Raw genomic sequence first — 22,267 nt, 5'->3', positions numbered from 1 at the left:
GGACTCATCAGTCCGATTTGACGTAGAGCCCAAAGTTTTACGCTTTGTCAGCAGTTTTCAACGTAACATAATAATACATTATGATAGTCGGTACTTCAGTCTACTAGAATAAGCCTACTGCATGGCCGTCTTCTGTAACGTCCATATTTAATGCAGCTGGTTTTTTAGGTAATCCAGGCATAGTCATGATTGCACCAGTTAATGCAACAATAAATCCTGCACCTGTTTTAGCCTCTAATTCTCTAATAGTAATATCAAAATCAGTTGGAGCACCTAAAGCAGTTGCATCATCACTGAATGAATATTGAGTTTTAGCCATACAGATTGGATATTGACCCCAACCATTGTCAGTAAATTCTTTTAGTTGTTTTTTAGCTTTTTTACTAAATGTAACTGAAGAACCACCATAGATATCTTTAACGATTGTTTCAATTTTTTCTTCTAATGATTGATCTAAATCATATAAGAATTTGAAATCATTTGGTTGTTCAATAACTTCAAGTACTTGGTTAGCTAATTCAACGCCACCTTTACCGCCTTTTTCCCATACTTCAGTTAAAGCGATTCTAACGTTATTTTCTTTAGCCCAAGCTTTTACTACTTCAGTTTCAGCATCTGTATCATGAATAAATGCATTTAATGCGATAACTGGTTCAACACCAAATTTACGGATGTTGTTAACATGACGTTCTAAGTTAACAATACCAGCTTTAACTGCTTCAACATTTTCTTCTTTTAAGTCATCTTTAGCTACGCCACCATGCATTTTAAGGGCACGAACTGTTGCAACTAATACTACTGCTGAAGGTTCAAAGCCAGCTTCTCTAGCTTTAATGTCGATGAATTTTTCAGCACCAAGGTCTGAACCGAATCCTGCTTCTGTTACAACGATGTCTGCAAGATCACGTGCTGTTTCAGTAGCTAAAATTGAGTTACAACCATGTGCAATGTTAGCGAATGGTCCACCATGAACTAATGCTGGTGTACCTTCAATAGTTTGAACTAAGTTAGGTTTAATAGCATCTTTAAGAATCATAGCTAATGCGCCTTCAACTTTTAAGTCTGCAACTGTAACTGGTTTACGATCACGAGTGTAACCAATAGTAATACGGCTAATTTTTTCTTTTAAGTCATTAATATTACGAGCTAAACATAAGATTGCCATTACTTCTGAGGCAACTGTAATATTGAAACCATCTTCACGAGGTACACCATTAGTAGGTCCACCTAAACCAACATTTACATGACGTAATGCACGGTCGTTCATGTCTAATACACGTTTCCATTCAACACGACGTACATCAATGCCTAATTCATTACCTTGATGGATGTGGTTATCGATAAATGCAGATAAAGCATTATTTGCAGTAGTAATCGCGTGGAAGTCACCATTGAAGTGTAAGTTAATATCTTCCATTGGTAATACTTGCGCATAACCTCCACCAGTTGCCCCACCTTTAATACCAAATGTAGGTCCTAATGCTGGTTCACGTAAAGCTACCATTACATTTTTCTTTAATTCGTTGAACGCATCAGATAATCCAACAGTAACTGTAGATTTACCTTCACCGGCTGGTGTTGGACTCATTGCAGTTACTAAAACGACTTTCCCTTTGTTGTCTTTTGGTTTGATTTGATTGATATCAATCTTAGCTTTATAGTGACCATATTGTTCTAAAGCGTCTGCTGGGATTCCAGCTTTTTCAGCGATTTCTCCAATAGGTTTTAGTTCTGATTGATTAGCAATATCTAAATCTGATAAATGTGCCAACTTATTTCAACCCCTTGTTATTTATAATTTGATTTATGTAAGAATACCTCAAATCAGTTGCTTAAGGTTTCTTTTAATCTTACATATTAATAATAACTAACAATGTAAGCGATGTCGAATTTTTGAGAGCGTTTCCAATGATTTGTGTAAAATTTAACTTAATTTTATGATAAATCTGCTAATTTAAATAAATTTATTTTATAAATCTAAAAATTTAAAGTAAAAATACATCATAATATGAATTCAAAAACCTTTATTTCGACTTAGGTCAACTATAAACATTATAAAAGCTAGGACCAATAATTGTCCTAGCTTAGTTACATTCATTAAAGTTTAATCTTCCATCGTACTTAAATCGCCTGCATCTAAATTAAGCTCCCAAGCTTTTAACACACGTCTCATAATTTTACCAGAGCGTGTTTTAGGTAATTTATCTTTAAACTCTATTTCTCTTGGTGCTGCATGACCTGATAGCCCCTCTTTAACAAATTTACGAATATCTGCTTTTAGCTCATCTGAAGGTTCATAGCCTTGGCGTAATGAAATAAAGGCTTTGATAATTTCGCCTCTGACAGGATCTGGTTTACCGATAACACCCGCTTCAGCTACTGCTTCATGCTCAACTAATTTCGATTCTACTTCAAATGGACCTACACGCTCACCAGCAGTCATAATTACGTCATCAACACGGCCTTGGAACCAGAAATAACCCTCTTCATCTTGATATGCTGAATCACCTGAAACGTACCAATCTCCAATAAAATAAGAATTATATTTTTCAGGGTTTTTCCAAATTGAATACATCATAGATGGCCAACCCTTTTTAATAGCTAAATTCCCCATTCTGTTCGGTGGTAATACATTACCTGAGTCATCTATAATAGCAGCCTCTATTCCCGGTAATGGTTTACCCATTGAACCTAATTTAACGTCAACTGCAGGATAATTCACAATCATATGACCCCCTGTTTCTGTCATCCACCATGTATCTAATACACGTTTATCATATACATCTTTAGACCATTTAATAACTTCAGGGTTAAGTGGCTCACCAACAGATAAAATTGATCGTAATGATGACAAATCATATTTTTCTACTACATCATCACCTGCGCTCATTAACATTCTTAATGCTGTAGGCGCAGTATACCAAATTGTTACTTTAAATGTTTCAATCATGCTATACCATTGTTCAGGAGAGAATCGACCACCCGCTATGCAATTTGTAACACCATTTAACCAAGGTGCAAACACACCATAAGATGTACCTGTAACCCAACCAGGATCAGCTGTACACCAGTAAATGTCACCTTCTTTTAAATCTAATACATATTTACCTGAAATATAATGAAGTAACATTGCTTTTTGAACGTGTAATACCCCTTTAGGTTGACCAGTAGAACCTGATGTGTAGTGTAAGATTAAACCATCATCTTCTTTTAACCACTCAATATCAAATTCTTCATTTGCTTGATTCAATTCTTTATTGAAATCAACATATTGTTCATCAACTTCATCGTCAACAACTACTATTGTTTCTAAGTGAGGTAATTTATCCTTAGGAATTCTGCCTAGTAAACTATTTGTAGTAACAATGACTTTTGCTTCACTATTTTCTAATCTATCAGTTACCGCTTTTTCCATAAAAGCTTCAAATAATGGACCAACGATAGCACCAATTTTTAGAATACCAAGAAAGGCAAAATATAGTTCAGGCGTTCTTGGCATAAAGATAAATACGCGATCCCCTTTTTGAACATTCGCTTTATCTACTAAAACGTTGGCAGCCTTATTTGATAGCACTTTTAATTCTTTAAAACTATATTGTTCTTTACGTTTTTCATCTCTATAATTAAGTGCAATTTTATCGCCTTTACCATTATCAACATGACGATCAATACACTCGTAAGCCATGTTTATTTTTCCTGTTTCATTCCATGAGAAAGCTTTTTTCACTTCATCCCAATCAAAGTCCTGATATGTCTTTTCATAATCTTGTAAATTATAATTACCTTGCTCGCTTTCAAATACTTCTACTTTCATTATAAAATCCCCCTCATTTAATGAAATCGCTTTCTTTAAAAAGTATTATACATTAATTTTTGTGTTATTCAAAATTTTTAGATAATTATTACAATTTAATTTGTTTATTTTTCTAAATAAATATAAAATAACTATAATAGTAGTTCGTATTGGGAGTGAGATGAATGAAACACATTAAAACAAACGTAACCAAGCACCTAACAATTACCAATAAGCATTTCATTATTGAAGGCCCTGTTTCATGTAATTATTTGAAAACGCTTTCTTTCGATGAGTCGTTAAATGCCTTTAGACCGGCAAAAGATCAATTTGACGCTTTGAAAGAAATTACGCAATTACCTGAAGGTCGTATATATATTGCTCGAGAAAACAAACATGTCATAGGGTATGTAACATATCACTATCCCGATGAATTTGAAAGATGGGCTGAAGGACAACTACCCTATTTAATTGAGTTAGGTGCTATAGAAGTGCATAGTGATTTTAGACAGTTTCATATAGGTGGTGAGCTTATTTCATTAAGTCTTTCTCAAGATGAGTTTGAAGACTATATTGTTTTGACAACTGAGTATTATTGGCATTGGGATTTGAAATCAGCTAAATTAGATGTTTTTGAATATAAAAAAATGATGCAAAAATTAATGTCTAAAGGTGGATTAGAAGTATTTGCTACTGATGATCCAGAAATTACCAGTCATCCAGCTAATTGTTTAATGGCGAGAATTGGTAACAGAATTACATTAGACCAGCAACAGTCTTTTGATGATTTACGTTATAAGAATCGATTTTTATTTTAAGATTTCTGTTAAAAATTTAAGGGGTATGATATTTATGCAAAATAATTTAAAAACGGGTTATGTCTATTCAGATGAACTATTAAAATATCGTTTTAATGATAACCACCCTTTTAATCAAATGCGATTAAAATTAACTACAGAATTACTCCAAATGATGAAATTGTTGAAGGTTGATCAAATCATTAATCCTAGAATAGCTACTGAAGAGGAATTGGCTTTAATTCATAAATATGATTATATACAAGCAATTAAACATGCGTCTCATGGAATTTTAAGTCCATCGGAGGCTAATAAATATGGATTAAATACAGATGATACATTCCAATTTCAACATATGCACAAGCATAGCGCAAGGATTGTTGGTGGTGCACTTAATTTGGCAGATGAAATAATGAATGAAAATATATTAAATGGTTGTCACTTAGGTGGCGGATTACATCATAGTTTACCTGGACGTGCCAATGGATTTTGCATTTATAATGATGTTGCCATTACAGCAAAATATCTTGCTACTAAATATAAGCAACGTGTGATGGTCATTGATACAGATGCGCATCATGGTGATGGGACTCAATGGAGCCTTTATACTGATAATACGATCATGTGTTATTCCATCCATGAAACAGGGAAATTTTTATTTCCAGGTTCAGGACATTACACTGAACGTGGCGAAGATTTGGGTTATGGTTATACAGTAAATTTACCGTTAGAACCTTATACTGAACATGATAATTATTTAAAAGTCTTTAAAGAATCCGTGACAAGTGTTATTAAGGCTTATAAACCTGATATCCTACTTAGTGTACATGGTGTGGATATTCATTACTTAGATCCTTTAACACACATGAGTTGTTCATTAGAAACTTTATACGAAATTCCATATATAATTAATAAATTAGCGCACAAATATACAGATGGAAAAGTTTTAATGTTTGGTGGTGGAGGTTATAATATTTGGCAAGTAGTCCCAAGAGCGTGGAGCCATATATTTTTAGCATTAATTAATAAACCCATTCAAGAAGGACCTTTACCAGAACAATGGATTAAAAAATGGCGTGCGTACTCACCAGTAAACCTACCTAAACATTGGACAGAAGATTATCGCGACTATCAAACAATACCCAGATCATATGAAATCTCACAGAAAAACAACGAACGAGCAAGTAGAATCGTTCATTGGTATACACACTAAGGGAGCGGTATGATGATTTAATTTTAAAATCATCATACCGCTCCCTTAAAACAATTATAATTGGAAAGTTTATAACATATCTTCTCAGTTTGTCAGTTGATATGTGTTAAAATTGTAACTATTAATAATAAATTATTTTTTTACTACTAGTCTTTGGTTGTACCTCTATACTCAATACGGTGAGGTAAAATAACATTAGGTTCTTCAATTTCTTCTTCGTTCATATATTTTGTTAATAGACGCATGCCTACAGCACCGATATCATATAATGGTTGAATAACACTAGATAGTTTTGGTCTTACCATCTCTACTAATCGTGTATTGTTGAAACTAACAATTTGTAAATCTTCTGGTACTCTAATACCAGCATCTAATGCACTATGCATAATACCTATTGCCTGTTCATCACTTATTGATAAAATGGCATCAGGTAAATCCCCTTTCAAATCCTCGAATACTTTAATACCGTCTTTATAACTTTCAGATCCAGAGAATTGCACAGTTTCATTTAATTTTAATTGATGACGATCCACTACTTCTTTAAGACCATTAAATACATCTTCTTGAGCTTTTTTAGAGTAATCACCGCTTACTAATGCAAATTCTTTAGCACCTGATTGAATTAGCTGCCCAGTAATTTCCATTGCTGCAGTTTTGAAATCAATATTAACAGAAGCGATATTGTCATCTTTTCCATTCGTACCTGATACGACGACTGGAACAGATGATTGATTAATTAAATCTTTAATTTCATCAGAAATCGTTCCACCTAAAAAGATAATACCATCCACTTGTTTACTTAATAAATTATTAAATATTTCTTTTTCTTTTTCAGAATCATTATCTGAGTTAGAAATTATAGAATGATATTTGTACATTGTTGCTATATCCTCAATACCACGAGCTAATTGAGAATAATAGATATTGGATATGTCAGGAATGATAACGCCTACTGTTGTTGTTCGTTTACTAGCTAGTCCTCTTGCAACAGCGTTTGGTCGATAATTTAATCTTTTGATTACCTCATTAACTTTTTTTCTAGTTTCAGGTTTAACATTTTGATTACCATTCACTACTCGTGAAACGGTTGCCATAGATACTCGGGCCTCTCTAGCAACATCATATATAGTTACTGTCATAACTTCCTCCTTGTAAGCGTTTTATTTGTTATTATAACGTGTTTTCATTTCATTTTCAAAGTTTACCACAAAATCGCTTTCATTCAAACCTATTGTTAATAATTTCACATTTATGTCAAATTTTATATTATTTTAATTACAAAGAGTGATTTGCCATATTATTCAATAAAAATGAAATCGTTGATTAATAAATAGAATAGCTAAAGTTTGACAATTTAAAGAGCTATTCATTATTACCAGAATTAGTATTATAAAACATACTTATAATTCAGTAAAACGAATAGCTCATGTATATCAATTATCTAATTAAGTGAACTTATTATTTTAATTTTTTTGAATTATATAATTCAGCTAATGGTTTCAATTCATTGTAAAATTGATCAAATTCATTTAAATCCATTTGTTGACCACTATCACTTAGTGCAACAGATGGGTCTGGATGAACTTCTGCCATTACACCATCTGCGCCAACAGCTAAAGCAGCTTTTGCAGTTGGTAACATAATATCTTTGCGTCCTGTGCTATGCGTTACATCTACCATTACAGGTAAATGCGTTCCTTGTTTTAAAATTGGAACAGCAGATATATCTAGAGTATTACGTGTTGCTTTTTCATAAGTACGGATACCACGTTCACACAGGATAATATTTTTATTTCCTTGTGAAGCAATATACTCGGCTGCAAAGGTAAATTCCTCTATAGTCGCAGACAATCCTCTTTTTAGTAGGATAGGTTTATCAGTTCTGCCAGCTTCTTTCAGTAATTCAAAGTTTTGCATGTTACGCGCGCCAATTTGAAATACATCTAGGTATTCATCAGCAACTTCAAAATCAGCAGGATTTACAATTTCACTAACAACATTAAGACCGAATTTATCTTTAACATTTTTTAAAATTTTAAGCCCTTCAACACCTAAACCTTGGAAATCATAAGGCGATGTACGAGGTTTAAATGCGCCACCACGAATGAATTTCTCACCCCTAGCTTGCAAATCTTTTGCGACTGCATCTACCTGTTCTTGAGATTCTACAGAACAAGGTCCAAATACAAATGATTTATTCCCATCGCCAATAATGCCACCGTTGTCAAATTTAACAATTGTATCTTCAGGTTTTAATTTACGTGATACATAAAGATGTTTTTCATTCTCAGATTTTTGCAAGTCAGTTGACGCTTTGAAGATTTCTTTGAATAGTTGCTTAATAACATTATCATTAAAAGGTCCTTGGTTACGATCCATTAATTCATTAATCATTTCCTTTTCGCGCTGTGGATCATAAACTTTTGTGCCTTGTTTTATTTTTTCTTCACCAATCTTTTGAGCTAACTCACCACGTTTAGATAATAATTCTAAAATTTGATTATTAATCGAAACAATTTCTTCTCTGTATTGTTCTAATTTCGTTGACATTACTACTCACCTCAATAAAAGTTACTTAATTAATTATATTACTTTAAAGCGATAAAATAATATTAGTTAGATAATATTCTAACAATTTAAAAATAATAGTTCAACCTTAGAAGTCTAAAAATTTTCTAAAATTTATGAATTATCTAATTACTATTGTGGAATTTTTAATTAATCATTTTCGATATAAAAAATGGAGCGAATCAAAAATCTAATATATATAGATTTCTGAATCCGCTCCATTTAATGAATGAATATTAACTTAATCAATAAGTTAAAGTTTCATTAATCATTAAAAGTACGTTTATCTATTTTACTTTTAGCTTTTTCAACTCTTTGTTGTTGTTTAGGTGTTTTATTTTTAACTTTTGGTTCGTTTTGTGATTGCTTGCTATTCCCTTTTGATTTTTCATTGTTTGATTTTGTATCGTGTGTGATAACACCATTTTCAAATTTAGAAGTAGCGTGAGCTTGATTATTTTTTACTTGGTCTTCATTGGTGTTAATTGTTTTGTCTTCTTTTGTAACTAAATTAGGAACAGTATAAATACCTTTTGATTTAGCAACAGAAGGCTCTTCTAATAAATTTTTTGTTTTATTGGCTACGTTTGAGTCATTATCTAATTTACTTTTTTTTGTTTTAGCAGCTGATGCTAGATTTTTCGCAGTAACATTTTTATTATGGCTAGCATCATCCTTAATTGAAGGATCTGATAAATTATTATTTGATGATTCAACTTTTACTGCATTTTGTTGTGCAGCTAATTCTGTAGCACTAATTTCTTTTGATTTTGAATCTTTTTTAGCTTCAGCTTTAGCATCTTGTATTTCTTGTGCTTGTGGTGATTGATCTGCTAAATTATTCGACGTTTCAGCTTTGATTGCATTTTGTTGAGCTACAAGTTCATCATTGCTAACTTCTGAATTGTCTCTGTTTTTAAAGTCATCAATTTTTTGTTTAACATTTTCGATATTACTTTCAGTTTGTTGCTTAATATTTTGGTAACGATTTCTCAATTCTTTTTCTTTAGTCTTCGCACTATCAATTTTTTCTTCAGCTTTATTTTTATAAAATAACCCAACAGCTGAACCGATTAAAGCACCTGTAATAAAACTAATTACAAAGTCCTTACGTGAAGGATGAGAACTGAACTTGTTGTGACTATATTGAGAATTTGATACATCATAATTATTAGAATTTTGATTTTCACCTTGTCCGTGTAAATCTTTACCAGTGTTGTTAGTCACAAACTCGTCTCTATTATAATGTTCTGTATTTGAACCTTGTCTAGATTTACCATTTTTTTGGTTTGGTCCATTATCATGTAAATCATGACCAAAATTATTTTTTTCAAATTCATCTCTGTTGTAGTGTTTTGTCGCATTTGACTGTGTAGCACTATCTTGTTGATTAGCACCTTTTCCGTGTAAATCATTACCAGAATTTGTAACTTCAAATGCGTCACGATTATATTTCTTGCTCATATTAACTCCTCCTATAAGAAAAGCACTTAAATAAGTAAAAACCTCATTTAAGTGCATTTGATTGAATCATATTAAAAGTTTTTCTCAACGTTAGTAGTGTAATTTTCGTTAGAATGATTTACATCATTACCTACAGATGTGTTTCTGTAGTTTGCACTTCCTCTACGGTAGTGTCTATTTTGCCATTTGTCAGCAATTTCCATTGCAACATTTGACCATTGAACTACTTGAGAAATTTTATCTTCATTTTGAGAAATATTATGTGTAATTGAGTTAGTTACACGATCAACTGAACCATTTAAGTTTTGAACTGAATCACCGATGCCTTTAACACCATCGACAACAGAGTTTAAACGTTCAACTTTTCCTTGAATATCTTCAGTTAAGCGATTAGCTTTGTGAAGTAAATCAGTTGTTTCACGAGTAATACCTTGAACTTGGCCTTCAACACCATCAAGTGTTTTAGCAACGTGATCTAAATTCTTTTTAACTGAAATTAAAACAACAACGATTCCAATACATAATACTAAGAATGCAATCGCAGCGATAATTCCAGCAATTGGTAAAATCCAATCCATTAAAAACGCCTCCTAATTACCATTTACTTTTAAATAAAAGCTATTAATTATAAATACCCAACATAATTATATATAAACATATTAAAATTCATTTGTCATGCCGACATGTTCTTCATATGCACGTTGTAACTTTTGAATGTCACCTGCACCCATGAATAAGATGACTGCATTATCAAATTGATCTAATACGTCAATATTATTTTCTTCGATAAGCGCAGATCCGTCAATACGATTTATCAAATCTTGAATCGTTAAATCGCCAGTATTTTCACGAATGGAACCAAATATTTCACATAAATAAACATGGTCCGCTTTACTTAATGATGTTGCAAATTCATCTAAGAAGGCTTGTGTTCTTGAGAAAGTATGTGGTTGGAAAACTGCCACAATATCTTTATTTGGATATTTTTTACGTGCTGTTTCAATTGTAGCACTAATTTCTCTTGGATGGTGAGCATAATCGTCTACTAATACTTGATTAGAAACATTTGTTTCATTAAAACGACGTTTTACACCACCAAATGTTTCAAATGCTTCTTTAATGTTGTTAACGTCCATCTTTTCTAGGTAACTAATTGCGATAACAGCTAATGCATTTTGGATATTATGATCACCGTACTGAGGTGATAAAAATTGATCATAATATTCACCATTAACATAAACATCAAATTGAGTGCCTTTATCCGTGATTTGAATGTTATCTGCGTAAATATCATCATTTTTATTTAATCCATAGTAATAAATTGGAACATTGGCTTTAAGTTGTCTTAGATGATCATCGTCACCCCAAGCAATAATTGCTTTTTTGACATTGTGCGCCATGCTTTGGAAAGCACTTGCTACATCATCAATATCTTTGAAGTAATCAGGATGATCAAAGTCAATATTTGTCATAATTGCATAATCTGGATGATAACTTAGGAAATGTCGACGATATTCACATGCTTCAAATGCAAAATAATCGCTCGCAGGTAATCCCATACCAGTTCCATCACCAATCAAGAATGATGTTTTTTTATCACCATTCATAACATGTGATAATAAACCAGTTGTTGATGTTTTTCCGTGAGCACCAGTAACTGCAACAGATGTATATTGATCAATTACGTGACCTAAGAAGTCATGATAGCGAATAACATCTAATTTTAAATCATGCGCTTTAACAATTTCTTCATGAGTATCTGGAAACGCATTACCTTGTATTACTACCATCCCTTTTTCAATATTATCTGCATTGAATGGTAGTATTTTAATTCCTTTATTTTTCAATGCTACTTCTGTAAATACATATTTTTCAATATCAGACCCTTGCACCTCATGACCAAGATCATGCATGATCTGTGCTAACGAACTCATTCCAGCGCCTTTAATACCAACAAAATGATAATGCGTCATATACATAAAACTCCTTTAAATTAATCTTTCTTTAAATCTGCTTCAGTAATGAATACATCTCTAGGTTTAGAACCATTTGCACCTGAAATATAATCTAATTGTTCAAGTTGGTCTACAATTCGAGCTGCACGGTTATAACCAATTTGGAAATGTCTTTGAATTAATGAAGTAGATATATGTCCTTCTTTAACCATAAATTCACACACATCATCAAATAATTCATCTTGAGCTTGTGTTTGATTCTTTTTAAGTAATTCCTTCTCTTCGAATAAATAGTCAGGTTCTCTTTGATCTTTAATGAAATCAACTACATCATCAATCTCATCATCCGAAACAAAAGTACCTTGGACACGAATTGGTTTATTCATTCCGCTACCTAAATAAAGCATATCCCCATATCCTAACAAGCGTTCTGCACCGCCACTATCTAAAATCGTTCTTGAGTCAACGCTTGAAGATACCATAAATGCAATACGTGTAGGTATGTTAGCTTTTATTAAACCAGTGATGACATTCACAGAAGGTCGTTGTGTTGCAACTAACATGTGTATACCACATGCACGAGCCTTTTGAGCTATTCGAGCAATTGATTGTTCTACTTCTTGAGGTGCCATCATCATTAAATCAGCTAACTCATCAATAACAATAACAATTTTTGGCATTCTTTGCTCATATGGTGCTTTTTTATTGAAAGCAGTAATATTTCTTACGTGGAATTGCGCAAATAATTTGTAACGTTTTTCCATTTCATCTACTGCCCATTTTAAACTTTGTGTAGCTGCCTTTACATCAGTAATAACTGGTGAAACTAGATGTGGTAAATCGTTATATGGTGCAAGTTCTACCATCTTAGGGTCAATAAGTAATAATCTTAATTCTTCAGGATGATTTTTATAAAGTAATGACATTAAAATACTATTGATACACACAGATTTACCTGAACCAGTCGCCCCTGCAATTAATGCGTGAGGTGTTTTAGCTATGTCCATCAATAATGGTTCATTATTGATTCGATTACCCATTGCTACTGTTAATTTAGACTCGGCATTTTTAAATTTTGGACTCTCTAAAATAGATTTTAAATTGACTTTCGTAGGATTTAAATTCGGTACTTCAATACCAACTAAACTTGTTCCAGGAATTGGTGCTTCAATTCGAATATCTTTAGCAGCTAGAGCCATTTTAATATCATCTTGTAAAGCTGTAATTCTTGAAACTTTGACACCCTTTTCTACCGCCAATTCAAAACGAGTTACACTTGGTCCTTCTGTAACATTTTGAACTTCAGCAGGTACATTAAAATAATAAAAAGCGTCATTTAATTCTTGTTTTTTCTCTTCAATCCATGATTCATCTATTTCATGTTCTTCATGATCTTCTAATAGATCAAAGCTTGGCAACTTAATATTAGGTCCTCTTCTTATAGGAGCCTTATGATTAGCGTCATTTCCATCTTTATAATTCTTTTTTGAAGTATCATCGGAATAATCCTCTTTAGAAACAAACTCATTAATATCTTGTTTATTATCATTTTGATTATTTGAATTTTGAACTTTTCCAAATTGATTTCCTTTAGGTATATCATTGTTTTGACTATTATCAACATCTTGATGTTCATTTTCTCTTGTGTTTTCGTCATTAATAAAATTGTCTTTTTCAACTGAATGTTCGGAACTTTCATTGTATTCAAGAGATGCCAAATTAAAATCAGATGATTCGTCAGAATTTAATTGTGACTCATTTAAATGATTTTCGAATTCTGCATTCATTTTCTCATCTTGTGCTTCTTTTTTTGTTTCAGGTTTTAATTCAGGCACATTAACTTTGTTTCTTGAAACTGAATTTTTTTTAGCATCCATTATACGCTTCTTATCAGAAGGTGTCATTACAACATTAAATGGTTTACTACCAGGCTTGATTGACATTTTTTGAGGTATTTTATTAGTTTTATTAGATGATGGTTCAGGTTTTTTATCTTCACTTAAACTATCTTTTTCAAGATGTTCTGAATCATCTGTTGTATTAGACGTTAATAATACATCTTCGTTATTAAAAGACTCATTTTGTATATCTTCTGTTTGTGATAACTTTTGATTTTCTTTATTCGTATCTTGTGCCAATCTTTCATCATTTTCTTCATCTTCATTAGTTGCATATTCTATATCTGAAGAAACAGCATTTCGAACAGCATTATTGATATTATTTTCAGATGGATTTTGTTGATCTTCAGAGTTATTCACTTCATCATTAAATGATAAATCATTCGTTTTATCTTGCATAAGTGATTCTGATTCATTAATCTCTCTATAATTAGCATCGTCTATTTTTTCATCATTGTTTTCAGCAGTTGATTTATTACTAATACCTTCATTTTCTCCATCATCCATGACTTGATCATGTAAATAATCATCATGAAGCATTTCTTCATGACTATTGGTGTCCTCTAAGTATTCATCAAATTTTTCATTTGAATAACTTTCCACTTTATTATTGTTAATTTTTAATGATTGTTCTTCTAATACATCTTTAACTTGTACATCATCCTGACTAACTTGTTGGACGCTAGAAACTTGATTTAAATCAATTTCTTCATAATTGTAGGGTTCATGAGATTCATTTGAAACTTCTTTTTGATTATCAACATTACCACTATTAGTTTGTTCATCAGTTTGATTTTGAACTAGCCCATTGTGCTCATCTGCTAATGATTTGTTATTACTATAATAACTATGCTTGCTTTCATCGATTTCATCTTCATTCGATTTATTGCTTACATTGTCACCTTGATTAAGTGAACTTTCACCAGTATATTGTTCTGCTTGCTTAGCATACATTTCATCGATTGCTCTTTGTATACTATCTTCTTCATCAGTTTGTTGTCGTTTATTTTGTAAGGCTTCTTTAAATTTACGCTTTTGTTGAACTTTACGCTCTCTTTCTTTTCTAATTTCCTCTACAATCTGAGATGCATAAATATTTTCAATATTCACCGTGTTATCACGTTTTGAATAATTTGGAGTACGCTCATTATAATTAGAGGTATTAGAACTTGATTCTATTGTTGATTCATTTTCATTGTTAATTGATGAATCTATTTGTGAGGAACGTTTAGTATCTTCCTTATTTGAATTGTCTGCTATACCATGATTACTTTCATGGGAAACATGTTCAACTGTGCTTGAACTATATTTTGTTGTAGACTCTTTTGAATCTTCATCATCTTTAACAGGTGGTATTACACCATTTTCGATGGGTCTACGCTTTTTAGTTCCAAAAATAGCAGATGGTACTTTCGATGTTTTAAAACTTGAACGGTGATATGTAGGTTCAGAACTTAAATGATAGTTTGATTTAAATCTTTCTGATTGTAACTTAACTCTAGATTGGTGATTAGAATTAAGTTTTGAATAATTTGAAACATTGGTACTAGAGTAATTGTTTTGATGTTTGTTAAAGCGTTGTGTATCACGTGTATCAGTATATTTATTTAATGACTTAGGCCTTCTTGATTTAATAGAAGGTATACCAGTATCATCTTGATTTATATGATTTCTTCTACGTCGTCTTCTTGAATCTTCTGAACTATCATACTTAGCATAATTATTAGATTGATTTGTATGACCATCGTAATCAAATGAATCATATGAACTATGGACATTAGTAGAATGTGGTCTATAACTATCTATATCATCATTACTGTCACGATAAATTGCTTCTTCATAATTCTCGTCTTGACCCACATCGATAGGGAAACGAAACTTACCTCTTGGACGATCATATATATCGTTGTTTTCAGGAAGTAATGAATCATCTTTATTTTGAGTTAGATCGCCATTGCGACGTTTACTTTTGCGTCTGAGCAATTCTTCATCAGAATTCTCTTTATTACTAAATAAATCATCAAACCAACTCATAAATTCACTTCCTTCCTATATTAATCGAAAAATGCTTGACCAATTTCATAGTCATTACTTAATACCATTATTCCTTTTTCTTGAGGTGCATTTGGTAAATTTAATTCTTTCATAGAACAAATCATTCCACTGGAAGCTACACCACGTAATTCAGCATCTTTAATAACCATACCACTTGGCATTACTGCTCCTACTTTTGCGACAACCACCTTTTGGCCTGCCTCAACATTTGGTGCACCACATACGATTTGTAAATGCTCATTACCAACATTTACTTTTAAAACACTTAATTTATCAGCATCTGGGTGTTTTTCTTTAGTTTCAACATATCCAACTACAAACTTAGGAGATAGATCTGCATTTAATTGGTAGTCTAATCCTGATTTATTTATGGCTTTCTGAAGCGCATCCACTAGTTCAGAAGTTAATTTAATATGTCCGTTTCCACTTATTTTGTTATATCTTGAAAATTCAAATATATTGAAACCGACTATTGTTCCTTCTTTACTAATTTCAACAATATCGCCTTGTTTTTTAAATTCAAACGGTCCATCAGTAGGTTCTATTTGTAGAAAAGCTACATCCCCTACTCCATCTTTATTATAAAATAAATTCATTTGAAATCTCCTCTATATCAATTAATTTTTATTGTTAAATCTTTTACGATTTGCTTCTAATCGTTGAATAACATTTGGATCTCGCTTTTGTTTATTATTTTTACCCAAAATGAATATAGGTTCAAAATGTCCTTTTTCATAACCAAATGATAATGATGTGATTGGAACTAATCCCTTAGTGAAGAATTCCATTGTCAAATGAGCCATCACATCATAACCAGTTTTATTACGTATATCAGCAATAATTAAGACATCTTGATGTGGAACAGCTACTAACATTTCACCTTGACACTGTTGATAGATATCATCTAAAAATTTCGTATTCAAGATACGACTAGCATCGTACCCATCATTTGAATTTACAAAATAGAAAATGTTTCCTTTAACTTCATCTGTTTTATATTCATTTTTGAGTTTACGTATGTTGAATAATGACATTTCTTTAACTTGTTGTTCAGTTAAACCAAGTGACTCCAACATACTTTCATCAATTAGTCGGTAAGATTTACCTAAATCAAGTGCGTAATAAATATTGGTTTCAGCTGTATGCTTTTCAATGATAAAACGATGACCTTCTTTTGTTTTTTTATCAAAGCTTGTAGCACGTATGACAGGCATAATCTGGATGTTAGTCATTTTTTCAATGCTTTCATCATCCATTTGAGCGATTGCTTCTTCGACATAATAAACAATTTCATCTATTATTTTCTCTTTTTGGACTTCATATTTAGCGACAATAGCGTTTAACTTGATTGTTACACCTTTATAATTGTCTTGTCTATATATACGTAATGTTTCCTCTTCGCGATCAAATTTAAAATCAACATTTAGATGCGCTAAACGTTGTTTTAATTTATCTCTTATTTGAAAAACATTCATGTTTAACACTCCTATATTCACACCTTATGCTATTTTACAATAAATTTGTAGTCAATTACAGAAAAAATAAGTTAGAGTTGAAATTCTTCTATTTTTTAAATTACTTTTTAATTAAACATATTTACTCAAGAATTCATCAATTTGTTCAATAGATTTTCGTTCTTTTCCAATATAACTACCTACTAATTCATCATTTTTATACACTAAAAAGCTTGGGATACCCATAATATCATTTTCAATAGCTAAATCTATAAATTCATCTCTATCAACTGAAACAAAATTAAAATGTTTATACTTCTCTTCTAATCGAGGTAAATCAGGTTCAATAATACGACAGTCAGGGCACCAACCTGCTGTAAATTCAAATACTGTGTTTTCTTTCTTAAGTGAATTAAATTGAGATTCAGATTCTAATTTTATCATTTAATCTACTCCTTATCTTGGAATTGTAATTTGTTAATTTGTTCTATATTTAAATTTAATATAACTTGTTCAAGTAGCTGTCTTGCAGAATAGTAATCTCTAATATCAAAAACTGCATTCGTACTATGAATATATCTAGCACAAACACCAATTACTGCAGTTGGAATACCAATATTAGCTTTGTGTATTTCTCCACCATCTGTACCGCCCGGAGATATGTAGTATTGATATTTTATATGATTGTCTTCAGCTAACTTAATTAGATAATCTCTAAATTCTGGTTGTAGAATCATAGTGCCGTCTTTAATACGGATTAATGTTCCACCTCCTAATTCACCTGATAATTGATTTACACCTTTAATATCATTCGCAGGTGAACAATCTACAACCAAAGCAACGTCAGGCTGAATTAATTCAGCAGCTGGCTTAGCACCACGTAATCCTACTTCTTCTTGAACGTTAGCACCAACATATAAATCGACATCCAATTCTACATCACTCAACAATTCTAGTATTTCAATTGCAATGACACAACCATATCGATTATCCCATGCTTTTGCACTATATCGATATTCAGATAACTGCGTCAATTCAGTATTTGGAACTATTGTATCTCCTATTTGAATACCTAATTCCCTTACTTCTTTATCAGAACTTGCACCTATATCTAACAATAAATCTTTGATTTCAGGTACCGCTTCATTTCCAGTTCTAAAGTGTTTAGGTATATTAGAAACAATCCCTACAATAATGTCTCCTTTTCTGTTTTTAACTTGAAGGCGTTGACCCTGCCATATATCATTTGCTACTCCTCCAAGATTGGTAAACTGTAACATACCATTTGTTGTTATATTTGTAATCATAAATCCAATCTCATCCATATGTGCAGCTATCATTACCCTCTTGGCATTAGCTTTTTTAGATTTTTTGACTCCATAGAAACCACCCATATGATTTACAATAAATTCATCAACATATGGTGCCATTTCTTTTTTCATATAATTTCGTACGTCTTCTTCAAAACCTGGCGCACCATGTAATTCACTTAAAGCTTTAATTCGCTCTAATGTTTTTTTCTTGTCCATCTTAACTAACACACTCCTTAAATGTATTATATCATTTTGAATATGGTACACTAATGATAAGAACTATTAATAGAGAGGTAAAGATTATGACACGTCAAACTTACAAATACATCTCAATTTCAGTTGCTTTACTTACAAGTGTTGCTACTATTATATTTATCTATTTTCTTAGAGAAAATAATAAAATCCAAAATCCTAGTAATGTTCTGAAAGAAGCCAAATCTTATTTTATGAATATTAAAGGTTCATTTATTCTTCATGAGCCGTATGTAGATGACAATTTATATCCAAACAGATTAATCTTTCAAGGTGGCATAACTCAAAGTAAGAATAATCAGCAAGTTGAATATATATTTTATGCGGATGCTAAATCGGGAGAAATCATTAATATTATAGAATTATAATAAAGTAAATGGTAAGAGGAGTTGGAATTAAAGTATGCCCACTCCTCTTACCATTTTTTACTTTACATGTAATTTCAATTATTAAAGCAAGCCTAAATCCAACATTTCACTAGTCAATCATTAACGCTTAATTGACTGCTTGATTGTTTTGCCATCAAGTTCATACTGAGCCGCGAAGAATACATTATCATGATAATACAAGAACCAATAATCTTGATAAATGTAATAGGGAATTAATCTTTCTTTTTCTCGAATGGATTGCATTGGATAATCGTCATATGCCATAACCCATAATGGATTAATATGTGCATTCGTAGGCATAATATCAGACATATGGACAGCTCTCTCTCCTTCACTTTCAATCGTAATAATTGATTGTCCATAACTATGACGACCCACGTGCTTCATATGAATGCCTGGATAAACTTCAACCTTTTTATCAAAAAGTATTAATTTATTTTCATAAGTACCTCTATTGATTTCCCAATAAGTTGCCTTACTACGTATGTTAGGACTTATAAATTCATGCCACTCGTCTTGTTGCACAAAATGAGTAGCTTTCGAAAAAATTGAGTTGCCGTCAACATCTGTTAGACCTGTGGCATGATCAAAATGCATATGGGACATAAGTACCATATCTATATCTTCAACATTTAAATTTAATTTTTCTAGTTCATCATGTATTTGACTTTCATACATGACACCATAATTTTTAAGTTGTTTATCAGTTAATTTATGATTACCAATTCCAGCATCAATCAAAATATTTTTATCCCCTGTTTGAATTAAAATTGGGTAAGTTAAATTTGGAACTTGGTTTTTCTCATTAACAGCATATCGTTTAGTCCATAATGGTTTAGGAACTACTCCAAATATGGCCCCACCATCCATTTGCGTCATACCACCATTTAAATAATTGATGTTAAATGCGCCTAATTTCATATTAAACACCTTCCATTTGTCTTTTTATCTATTAAGTGTTCAGATATCAATCTAAGTTATAATACAATATCCACTTTAAAAATAAATAAACAGGAGTGGTACATCATTCATAATGAATCATTGTACCACTCCTGTAGGGTGATTAGAATTGAGTATATTTTATTGTTGTTAATTTCATTATTCTATCACTAATTTAATATTTGTAATACATTATTTCAATAGTACTTATTATTGAAATTTTACTAACTAATGTTTAATAGATTTATGAAATTTCGCTTCCATACGATAAATTCTAGAACCTTTTTCAGAAAATTTCTTTTCATATTCTGTCAAAATATTATCTTCATCATCTTCGTCATGTAGATTTAGATTTAACTTCGTAAAGTACATCCCATATTGCGACATACTTTCTAAACTGAAAGCGAATAAACCTCTATTATCCGTTTTAAAATGAATTTCTCCATCTTCTTTTAAAATTTGTTGATATAAAGCTAAAAAAGTATGATATGTCAATCGACGTTTAGCGTGCCTTTTTTTTGGCCAAGGATCTGAGAAATTTAAATAGATTCGAGAGACTTCACCATCATTAAAATACTCATTTAACTCTATAGCGTCATTACATATCATTTTTAAATTTGTCAGGTTTAGTTCCTTCACTTTATCCAACACTTTATACATTACACTTTTTTCACGTTCCATAGAAACAAAGTTTATTTCTGGGAATTTAGAAGCTAGTGTTGTTATAAATTGCCCCATACCAGATCCAATTTCTATATAAATCGGTTGCTCTTTATCAAACCACTCTGACATTTTTCCAGCATGCACCCCATCCATATCAACTAAATTAGGATGTTCTTTCAAATAATCTTCCGCCCATGGTTTATAGCGAACTCTCATACACGAAATCTCCCTTAGATAAATAAATTACTATTCATAACCTCATTTAAGAATTTTAACCAATTATTCATATCTTTAAATCTTTTCTGTTCTTCATACCACTGAACCATTCCGATTGATTGAATTACCGTATACCATTTCATACGCTTGTTTAATTCAATGCTCTCTTCTACACCGTATGTTTTAAACCAGTCTGACCAGTTTTTTTCGGGAACGTAGTTATAAAGCAGCATTCCAATATCAATTGCAGGATCAGCAATCATTGCACCTTCCCAATCTACTAAGAACAACTCATCCCGATCAGATAATAACCAATTATTATGATTCACATCTCCGTGTACAACAGTAAAAAAGCGAGAATCTAGGTTAGGTATGTGTTCTTCTAAATATGTTAATGATTTGCGAATAATATGATGTGTTAATACTTCTCTTGATAATGAAGCATTAATCTTTTTTAACATAATATTAGGTGTGATTGGTTCCATTTCCATTCGTTTAAGCATATTGAGTAAAGGTTTTGAACCATGAATCTTTTTTAATAATGCAGCAACTCGTGATTGATACATTTCATCAGGTTCTAGTTCTCTGCCATTTTTCCAATGTTGCGCTGTAACTACTTCACCTGTTTCAATACGTTTAGTCCAAACCAATTTAGGTACAATCCCCTCAGCTGAGAGCGCTGCTATAAATGGATTAGAATTACGCTTTAAAAATAGCTTTTGTCCATCTTGTTCAGCCATGTATGCTTCACCTGAAGCACCACCTGCAGAATCAAGTGTCCACCCTAATTGATAAAACTGCTCCAACTCGTTCACCTCACTTTCAATTAGAAAATGGCTCGAGAAATATAGTTTTCAAGAGCCATATATTCTAATTTATTATAATCATTTGTTGGAAAAAAGATTATATATTTCAAAATAGTTATGTTTTTACATATAAGTCATAATTTTAAATAATATGTTATTGTCCCCTAACACTTATTTAAATAAATACGTCTCTTTTATCACTCAATGCTGATTTTATAATTTTTAGCCTTCTTTTTCAACTGAAAATGAGAAACAAAAAGATACATTTTACTAGTCGATACTAGCTAAAATTCGATTCAATCTTTAGGTTTCATTATAACACATTTTCATATCTTTAAACTGAGTATTTTTAATTTAATTCATTTAATTTATTCACACTGAAAAATAAAAAAGAACGTACTATAATTCTATCTTTTAAGAATTAGTACGCTCTTCAATTTAATTATTTTAATGAATTAAGGCTCTATAATAAATTGGACTGATGACTAAAAA

At 31.5% G+C, this 22,267-nt stretch carries 18 protein-coding genes; 3 read left to right on the top strand and 15 right to left on the bottom strand.

Features of this window, described 5'->3' with window-relative positions:
- Positions 1-103: 103 nt before the first annotated feature.
- On the bottom strand, positions 104-1,771 hold the full coding sequence (locus tag HMPREF3265_RS02080; protein ID WP_070443002.1) for a formate--tetrahydrofolate ligase: 1,668 nt from the start codon (positions 1,769-1,771) through the stop codon (positions 104-106).
- 333 nt (positions 1,772-2,104) lie between these two features.
- A complete protein-coding gene (gene acsA, locus HMPREF3265_RS02075) occupies positions 2,105-3,814 on the bottom strand; it encodes an acetate--CoA ligase (protein ID WP_070443003.1) in 1,710 nt (569 codons plus the stop codon).
- Positions 3,815-3,978: 164 nt separating this feature from the next.
- Between acsA and HMPREF3265_RS02070 the strand changes: the two genes are divergently transcribed.
- Positions 3,979-4,611, top strand: coding sequence for a GNAT family N-acetyltransferase (locus HMPREF3265_RS02070; protein ID WP_053025144.1), 633 nt, complete (start codon positions 3,979-3,981; stop codon positions 4,609-4,611).
- Positions 4,612-4,645: 34 nt separating this feature from the next.
- On the top strand, positions 4,646-5,803 hold the full coding sequence (locus HMPREF3265_RS02065) for an acetoin utilization protein AcuC (protein WP_053025145.1): 1,158 nt from the start codon (positions 4,646-4,648) through the stop codon (positions 5,801-5,803).
- Positions 5,804-5,949: 146 nt separating this feature from the next.
- Here the strand turns inward: HMPREF3265_RS02065 and ccpA are convergent, their stop codons facing one another.
- The 10 genes from ccpA to HMPREF3265_RS02015 form a co-directional block, all read right to left on the bottom strand.
- Positions 5,950-6,942, bottom strand: coding sequence for a catabolite control protein A (ccpA, locus tag HMPREF3265_RS02060; protein ID WP_070860936.1), 993 nt, complete (start codon positions 6,940-6,942; stop codon positions 5,950-5,952).
- Positions 6,943-7,261: 319 nt separating this feature from the next.
- Positions 7,262-8,353: a bifunctional 3-deoxy-7-phosphoheptulonate synthase/chorismate mutase gene (locus HMPREF3265_RS02055; protein ID WP_053025147.1), complete on the bottom strand. Its 1,092-nt coding sequence runs from the start codon at positions 8,351-8,353 to the stop codon at positions 7,262-7,264.
- A gap of 282 nt (positions 8,354-8,635) precedes the next feature.
- Positions 8,636-9,835, bottom strand: a complete 1,200-nt coding sequence (locus HMPREF3265_RS02050; protein ID WP_276311373.1) for a YtxH domain-containing protein — start codon at positions 9,833-9,835, stop codon at positions 8,636-8,638.
- Between the two features lie 71 nt (positions 9,836-9,906).
- Positions 9,907-10,413: a DUF948 domain-containing protein gene (locus HMPREF3265_RS02045; protein WP_053025148.1), complete on the bottom strand. Its 507-nt coding sequence runs from the start codon at positions 10,411-10,413 to the stop codon at positions 9,907-9,909.
- Between the two features lie 81 nt (positions 10,414-10,494).
- Positions 10,495-11,808: a UDP-N-acetylmuramate--L-alanine ligase gene (gene murC / locus HMPREF3265_RS02040; RefSeq protein WP_070860935.1), complete on the bottom strand. Its 1,314-nt coding sequence runs from the start codon at positions 11,806-11,808 to the stop codon at positions 10,495-10,497.
- 20 nt (positions 11,809-11,828) lie between these two features.
- On the bottom strand, positions 11,829-15,722 hold the full coding sequence (locus HMPREF3265_RS02035) for a DNA translocase FtsK (RefSeq protein WP_070860934.1): 3,894 nt from the start codon (positions 15,720-15,722) through the stop codon (positions 11,829-11,831).
- Positions 15,723-15,742: 20 nt separating this feature from the next.
- A complete protein-coding gene (gene ytpR, locus HMPREF3265_RS02030) occupies positions 15,743-16,339 on the bottom strand; it encodes a YtpR family tRNA-binding protein (protein WP_053025151.1) in 597 nt (198 codons plus the stop codon).
- Positions 16,340-16,360: 21 nt separating this feature from the next.
- A complete protein-coding gene (locus tag HMPREF3265_RS02025) occupies positions 16,361-17,218 on the bottom strand; it encodes a DUF1444 domain-containing protein (RefSeq protein WP_070860933.1) in 858 nt (285 codons plus the stop codon).
- A gap of 111 nt (positions 17,219-17,329) precedes the next feature.
- A complete protein-coding gene (locus HMPREF3265_RS02020) occupies positions 17,330-17,641 on the bottom strand; it encodes a thioredoxin family protein (RefSeq protein WP_070440099.1) in 312 nt (103 codons plus the stop codon).
- A gap of 5 nt (positions 17,642-17,646) precedes the next feature.
- On the bottom strand, positions 17,647-18,726 hold the full coding sequence (locus HMPREF3265_RS02015) for a M42 family metallopeptidase (RefSeq protein WP_070440096.1): 1,080 nt from the start codon (positions 18,724-18,726) through the stop codon (positions 17,647-17,649).
- 86 nt (positions 18,727-18,812) lie between these two features.
- Between HMPREF3265_RS02015 and HMPREF3265_RS02010 the strand changes: the two genes are divergently transcribed.
- Entirely contained in the window at positions 18,813-19,130 is a 318-nt protein-coding gene (locus HMPREF3265_RS02010; protein ID WP_053025155.1) for a hypothetical protein, read from the top strand.
- A 120-nt stretch (positions 19,131-19,250) separates the two neighbouring features.
- Here the strand turns inward: HMPREF3265_RS02010 and HMPREF3265_RS02005 are convergent, their stop codons facing one another.
- The 3 genes from HMPREF3265_RS02005 to HMPREF3265_RS01995 form a co-directional block, all read right to left on the bottom strand.
- Positions 19,251-20,072, bottom strand: a complete 822-nt coding sequence (locus HMPREF3265_RS02005) for a YtnP family quorum-quenching lactonase (protein WP_070860932.1) — start codon at positions 20,070-20,072, stop codon at positions 19,251-19,253.
- 246 nt (positions 20,073-20,318) lie between these two features.
- The gene (gene trmB, locus HMPREF3265_RS02000) at positions 20,319-20,969 is read right to left on the bottom strand and encodes a tRNA (guanosine(46)-N7)-methyltransferase TrmB (protein ID WP_037551081.1); all 651 of its coding nucleotides are present in this window, start codon (positions 20,967-20,969) and stop codon (positions 20,319-20,321) included.
- A gap of 14 nt (positions 20,970-20,983) precedes the next feature.
- On the bottom strand, positions 20,984-21,775 hold the full coding sequence (locus HMPREF3265_RS01995; RefSeq protein WP_037536899.1) for a phosphotransferase family protein: 792 nt from the start codon (positions 21,773-21,775) through the stop codon (positions 20,984-20,986).
- Positions 21,776-22,267 lie beyond the last annotated feature (492 nt).

Source organism: Staphylococcus sp. HMSC62B09, from assembly GCF_001839115.1.
GTDB classification, from domain to species: domain Bacteria; phylum Bacillota; class Bacilli; order Staphylococcales; family Staphylococcaceae; genus Staphylococcus; species Staphylococcus haemolyticus.
The sequence above is the reverse complement of the archived record's forward strand: the minus strand, read 5'-3'. Positions and strand labels throughout refer to the sequence as shown.

Coding starts and splice junctions, on each gene's coding strand:
- acsA (WP_070443003.1), bottom strand. CDS start 3,814: ATGAAAGTAGAAGTATTTGAAAGCGAGCAAGGTAATTATAATTTACAA.
- HMPREF3265_RS02070 (WP_053025144.1), top strand. CDS start 3,979: ATGAAACACATTAAAACAAACGTAACCAAGCACCTAACAATTACCAAT.
- HMPREF3265_RS02065 (WP_053025145.1), top strand. CDS start 4,646: ATGCAAAATAATTTAAAAACGGGTTATGTCTATTCAGATGAACTATTA.
- ccpA (WP_070860936.1), bottom strand. CDS start 6,942: ATGACAGTAACTATATATGATGTTGCTAGAGAGGCCCGAGTATCTATG.
- HMPREF3265_RS02055 (WP_053025147.1), bottom strand. CDS start 8,353: ATGTCAACGAAATTAGAACAATACAGAGAAGAAATTGTTTCGATTAAT.
- HMPREF3265_RS02050 (WP_276311373.1), bottom strand. CDS start 9,835: ATGAGCAAGAAATATAATCGTGACGCATTTGAAGTTACAAATTCTGGT.
- HMPREF3265_RS02045 (WP_053025148.1), bottom strand. CDS start 10,413: ATGGATTGGATTTTACCAATTGCTGGAATTATCGCTGCGATTGCATTC.
- murC (WP_070860935.1), bottom strand. CDS start 11,808: ATGACGCATTATCATTTTGTTGGTATTAAAGGCGCTGGAATGAGTTCG.
- HMPREF3265_RS02035 (WP_070860934.1), bottom strand. CDS start 15,722: ATGAGTTGGTTTGATGATTTATTTAGTAATAAAGAGAATTCTGATGAA.
- ytpR (WP_053025151.1), bottom strand. CDS start 16,339: ATGAATTTATTTTATAATAAAGATGGAGTAGGGGATGTAGCTTTTCTA.
- HMPREF3265_RS02025 (WP_070860933.1), bottom strand. CDS start 17,218: ATGAATGTTTTTCAAATAAGAGATAAATTAAAACAACGTTTAGCGCAT.
- HMPREF3265_RS02020 (WP_070440099.1), bottom strand. CDS start 17,641: ATGATAAAATTAGAATCTGAATCTCAATTTAATTCACTTAAGAAAGAA.
- HMPREF3265_RS02015 (WP_070440096.1), bottom strand. CDS start 18,726: ATGGACAAGAAAAAAACATTAGAGCGAATTAAAGCTTTAAGTGAATTA.
- HMPREF3265_RS02010 (WP_053025155.1), top strand. CDS start 18,813: ATGACACGTCAAACTTACAAATACATCTCAATTTCAGTTGCTTTACTT.
- HMPREF3265_RS02005 (WP_070860932.1), bottom strand. CDS start 20,072: ATGAAATTAGGCGCATTTAACATCAATTATTTAAATGGTGGTATGACG.
- trmB (WP_037551081.1), bottom strand. CDS start 20,969: ATGAGAGTTCGCTATAAACCATGGGCGGAAGATTATTTGAAAGAACAT.